Raw genomic sequence first — 5,953 nt, forward strand, 5'->3', positions numbered from 1 at the left:
GTTTCCCTCGCTTTTATCCGCATTATTCTTAAAAGATACTAAACAGGCTCTAAGATTGTCAATTGCAAAACGTCACAAGCACTAGATTCTACATGGTCAAATGAATCGGGAACCAATTTGTATACATATGAAGATAGTGATAATGATCCACAAAGCTGGTATATCTATGGTGAATCAGGAGCGTATTATTTTAAGTCGAAATGTACAGATTGCGTTATTGATATTACTGGCGGTTCTTTAGAAGATGGTGCGAATGCACAAATGTATACATATAATGGTTCAACATCACAAAAATTCCAAATCTGGAAATTGGACAATTGGTCACAATTAGGATGTATTCAAGATGTCGGAACAGATTTTTGCGCCTATATTATTAATACAGAAGCATGGAAGCACTTGACTGTCGAAACTGATAATAATGTTACAATGCGAGATGAAGTTGGAGAACCAAGTCAAATATGGCGATTCACCCAAAAAAGTGATGGTAGTTATAAGATTGTCAATTGCAAAACATCACAAGCATTGGATTCAACATGGTCAAATGAACCAGGAACCAATTTGTATACATATGAAGATAGTGATAATGATCCACAAAGCTGGTATATCTATGGTGAATCAGGAGCGTATTATTTTAAGTCGAAATGTACAGATTGCGTTATTGATATTACTGGCGGTTCTTTAGAAGATGGTGCGAATGCACAAATGTATACATATAATGGTTCAACATCACAAAAATTCCAAATCTGGAAATTGGACAATTGGTCACAATTAGGATGTATTCAAGATGTCGGAACAGATTTTTGCGCCTATATTATTAATACAGAAGCATGGAAGCACTTGACTGTCGAAACTGATAATAATGTTACAATGCGAGATGAAGTTGGAGAACCAAGTCAAATATGGCGATTCACCCAAAAAAGTGATGGTAGTTATAAGATTGTCAATTGCAAAACATTACAAGCATTGGATTCAACATGGTCGAATGAACCGGGAGCCAATGTGTATACATGTGAAGATAGTGATAACGCTCCACAAAGTTGGTATATCTATGGCGTATCAGGAGCGTACTATTTCAGGTCAAAATGTACAGATTGCGTAATGGACGTAAGTGGTGGATATACTGAAGATGGTACAAATGTGCAGATGTATACTAAAAATGATACTACTGCACAAAAATTTCAGATTTGGAAATTGGAGAATTATGTCGAACAAATCCCCGGCGACCTTAACTCCGACTCCACCCTCACCACCGCCGACGCCGTCCTCCTCCAAAAATACCTCCTGAACCAAACCACCCTCACCGAAACCCAATACAACCTCGCCGACCTGAACGCCGACGGCGCTGTCAACGGCTTCGACCTTGCCCTGCTTCGCCAGAAACTGCTGGCATAAGTCAGCACAGTAACAAAAACCGTACCCGTGGAGAATTTTTCCCCATGGGTACGGCTTTCATTTTATATCACGATATTCCGGGAAAACTCAGCGAATCTTCGCTCCCACCGGCAGGGACTCATCCGGGAAGATCACCTTGACATCCCCATTTGGCATATCTGCCGCACAGATCATACCGCAGCTTTCTACGCCGCAAAGCTTTGCCGGCTTCAGATTTGCCACCAGCATGATCTTTTTGCCGATGAGATCCTCCGGGGCATACCAGGGCGCAATGCCGGAAACCACCTGTCTGCCGCCCATGCCATCGTCCAGCTGGAGCTTCAGCAGCTTCTTGGACTTCTTGACCTTTTCGCAGGCAACGACCTTTGCCACACGCAGATCCGTTTGTGCAAAGGTGTCGATGGGAATCTCCTCTGCCAGAGGCTGGGGCGTATATTCCGGCTCAGCCGGCTCTTCCTTGGGCTGATTTGCCAGGATCAGCTGGTTCAGCTCGTCAATTTCCTTGTTTACGTCGATTCTCGGGAAAATGATATCTCCCTTGTGTACCGTTACATTTGCCGGCAGCGTGCCGAAGCTGGAAACGGTGCTATAGGCAGTTTCCGCCTCAGATGCACCGATCTGCTCCCAGATCTTCGGCATCGTCTCCGGCATAAATGCGCTCAGGGGCACGGAGATCATGCGGATGGTCTCCAGCAGATTGTAGAGGACGGTCGCCAGACGAGTGCGGTTTGCCTCGTCCCGTGCGAGAATCCACGGTGCTGTTTCGTCAATATACTTATTGGCACGGGAGACCACCTGGAAGATCTCCGCCAGCATGAGATTCAGCTGGGTCTTGTCCAGAAGCTCCTCCAGCTTGTCTTTCAGACCAGTGGCAGCGGCAATGAGTTCGTCATCAAATTCCCCAGACTGACGCTCCTCCGGCAGCGTGCCGCCAAAGTATTTCTCCACCATTGCCACGGTACGGGAAACCAGATTGCCCAGTCCGTTGGCCAGATCGGAGTTGATGCGGTTGATCATGATCTCGTTGGAGAAAGAACTGTCTGCGCCCAGCGCCATTTCTCGGAGAATGTGATACCGGATAGAATCTGCGCCGTAGCGGTCTGCCAGCAGGAACGGATCTACCACATTGCCCAGTGACTTGGACATTTTTTGTCCATTGAACGTGATCCAGCCATGGACTGCCAGATGCTTCGGCAGGGGGAGTTCCAGTGCCATGAGCATTGCCGGCCAGATAATGGCGTGGAAACGCATGATATCCTTTGCTACCATATGTACGTCTGCCGGCCAGTATTCGTCAAAGTCATGGTATGCGCTGTTTTCATAGCCCAGTGCACTGATATAGTTGGACAGGGCGTCGATCCAGACATAGACCACATGTCCCTCGTCAAATGTTACCGGAATACCCCATGTGAAAGAAGTACGGGACACGCAGAGATCCTCCAGACCCGGCTTGATGAAGTTGTTCACCAGTTCAACCGCACGGGTCTTGGGCTGAAGATAGTCCGTCTCGGTGAGCAGCTTTTCGATCCGGTCGGCAAAGGGTGACATCTTCATGAAATATGCCTCTTCCTTTGCCTCAGTAACTTCCCGGTGGCATTCAGGACAGCAGCCGTTTTCGTCCAGCTGGGACTCTGTCCAGAAGCTCTCGCAGGGCGTGCAGTACTTGCCCTTATACTCGCCTTTATAAATGTAGCCCTTGTCGTACAGTGCTTTAAAAATCTTCTGTACTGTCTCTACATGATAATCATCCGTTGTGCGGATATAGCGGTCATAGCTGATATGCATACGCTCCCAGAGCGCCTTGAAAACCTTAACGATCTCATCCACATATTCTTTCGGAGTGATACCCTTTTCGGCTGCTTTCTGTTCAATTTTCAGACCGTGCTCGTCCGTTCCCGTGAGGAAAATGACATCATAGCCCTGCATTCGTCTGTACCGTGCGATGGAATCGCAGGCAACGGTAGTGTAGCAGTGACCGATATGGGGATTACCCGACGGATAGTAGATCGGCGTGGTAATATAATACGGCTTTTTTGACATACGAGGTTCCTCCTTAACATTCGCTGCCGCAGAAGGCGGCTGTTACCTTTTATTGTACCATATTTTCGTTGATTTGTCACGTGTTTTTTTGAAATTTTCCGGGGAGGCGGATTTTTGCAGTTGATTTTTTGTATATATCGCAATGATGATATTGTTAAAATAATTGACACGTGGTTGTTTTACATAAACTGTCTGTGCCAAATATGTATATATATACAAAATCAAAATGTTAACGTTGACTTTTATGGCGAAATGCGATAAAATATTGTTAGAAGGAAGTTCGTAAGCGGCGATACACAGTGGAGTGATATTTTGCAATAATTTTATGGAAAGGACGATTTTTATGAAAAAAACAAAAAGAACAACAGTCGCAATTTCTACCGCAGTGATACTTGCCAGCACTATGTGCATCCCAACTGCTGCATATCCTCTGCATATTGACAGTGTACCTCTTGCAAAAACACTGGAAACAATGCAAACAGACGATGAGGGATGCTTTTTGACAGCAAGCCCGGCATTGTATTACTATCTGACGGATGATGATCTTGTTGCCATTGACACCACAAAAATTTGCTATGTAATTCAGTTGGAACGTGGCGGCATATTTTCTGACGATGTTGTCAGCCAGCTGGAAAAGGTACTTGAATCGTATGGTTCATATGGTGTCTCTAACATCAAAATCGGTGATGATGCCGCTGACAGCAATAGTGTTGTATTGGAAGATTGCGGTGACGGGAAATATGTGCTTACACTGAATCCTGCAAAAACCGGTGTACAGGAAGCAGAACTGTTTTCTTATTTGCAGACAGTACCATCCTTTATATCTGTGCAAAAAGAGGTCTTTGGATATTCTTATGAAGAAGCCGGCATCGGATTCTATTGTGAAGGCATCCAATCCTTTGGATACGAAGATCAGCGCTTCTTATTGGTTCAAACAAAAGACGGTGCAGCGCTTACCACAGATGATCTTTCAGAGATTTCCGGCATCGCAGATGTCAAAGAGAGTAAGACATATACATGGAATAAGGACGGTGAAGTCAGCTATGTTTTGTGTGCTGACCCGGATGTATATTCCACAGGGCTGGGCAATCAGGGAATGATTGAGATGGTTCGGCAGGTGGAATCGCTGGAACAGGTAGAACGTGTCGCTCTGCTTGGTTCTTTTGAAGAAATACCCTCTATCCCGGAAAGTGTATCCGGTGGTGCCATCCCTTATGTCACCCGAGGTGACTGCGATGAGAATGAGACCATTGACGCCAATGACGCTTACCTTGCTCTCCAGCACTATGCCGCAGGGTCTGTGGGCAGTGCGTCTGTTCTCTCTGACCGGAATCGTTGTGCTGCAGATATCAACGGGAACGGCAAAGTGGATGCCGATGATGCTTATCTGATGCTGAAATATTACGCTGCAAAATCCGTGGGGAGCGATACACAGTGGAGTGATATTCTGCAATAATTTTATGAAAGGATGATTTTTATGAAAAAGGCAAAAAGGATTTTTACCGCCATTTGTGCTGCATCTTTGCTGACTGCCGCACTGCCGATACAGGCGGCTGCGATTTTTGATGAGGGAGAACCACTTGCAAAAACACTGGAAGAAATGCAGCAGGATTCTGATGTGTATTTTCGACAGAGCTTACCAGGTGTCTATCATTATCTGACAGCAGAAGAGTTTCGTGCCGTAGACGTGGCGAGAAAAACATATATTATCCAACTGGAAAAGGATGCTTCTCTGCCGGAAGATGCGGCAGAGCAACTTGGAAAAGCTATTTATAAGTACAACAGCACAGAATCTGTTGCAGTAGCTGAGGGCGCACCGGAAATGGAGGGATATTACGCCAACAGTGTTTCTCTGGAAGACATGGGAAACGGCACATACCAGCTGACGCTTTCCAAGTATCATCGTGCTGATGAAACTGCATTGATCGCCTATTTGCAGACGATTCCCGGCTTTGAATCTGTCTCTTATGATGTCGCAGGATATGAAATGACAGCAATCGGCAATCTCGGATATGATTTTTGGGGAAGCCAAACTCACCCCGCTACCGAATATAAGTCGACTACGCTACTTGTCCAGACTCTTGAAGGCACATCTCTCAGCATAGATGATTTTGATGCAGCCCTTGGCGTAACCGATGTCATTCCTTATGCAAACAACAATACCGTTTATGTGCTGAATGATAACTGTGTTGTCTACGAAGTCAAATTTGATCCAACGCAGTATCATATAATGACCCGCAGTGAAATGCTCCAGTTGGTACAGCGTGTAGCAGATATGGAACAAGTAGAAGCTGTAGACTTCGCCTGCATGATAAATGACCTTTACTATGGTATGAACGAGCCCATCGACAACGGCGCTATTCCTTACATCACCCGAGGTGACTGCGACGAGAATGAGACCATTGACGCCAATGACGCTTACCTTGCTCTCCGGCACTATGCCGCAGGATCTGTGGGCAGTGCGTCTGTTCTCTCTGACCGGAATCGTTGTGCCGCAGATATCAACGGAAACGGCAAAGTG

At 45.9% G+C, this 5,953-nt stretch carries 4 protein-coding genes; 3 read left to right on the forward strand and 1 reads right to left on the reverse strand.

Annotation, left to right across the window (positions count from 1 at the left end; genetic code table 11):
• Positions 1–54 precede the first annotated feature (54 nt).
• Complete coding sequence (locus QZ375_RS01835; RefSeq protein ID WP_295214643.1) at positions 55–1,392, forward strand: RICIN domain-containing protein; 1,338 nt, start codon at positions 55–57, stop codon at positions 1,390–1,392.
• 87 nt (positions 1,393–1,479) lie between these two features.
• On the opposite strand, the gene metG is transcribed toward QZ375_RS01835, so the two are convergent.
• Positions 1,480–3,432, reverse strand: coding sequence for a methionine--tRNA ligase (gene metG, locus QZ375_RS01840; RefSeq protein WP_295214352.1), 1,953 nt, complete (start codon positions 3,430–3,432; stop codon positions 1,480–1,482).
• 343 nt (positions 3,433–3,775) lie between these two features.
• On the opposite strand from metG, the gene QZ375_RS01845 reads away from it, so the two are divergent.
• Positions 3,776–4,888 (forward strand): dockerin type I domain-containing protein, encoded by a 1,113-nt coding sequence (locus QZ375_RS01845; RefSeq protein ID WP_295214355.1) that lies wholly within the window; start codon positions 3,776–3,778, stop codon positions 4,886–4,888.
• A 21-nt stretch (positions 4,889–4,909) separates the two neighbouring features.
• A partial coding sequence (locus QZ375_RS01850) for a hypothetical protein (protein ID WP_295214358.1) occupies positions 4,910–5,953 on the forward strand: 1,044 nt, incomplete at its 3' end.

The sequence above is a fragment of the Ruminococcus sp. genome (genome assembly GCF_019417665.1).
GTDB lineage: Bacteria > Bacillota > Clostridia > Oscillospirales > Ruminococcaceae > Ruminococcus_C.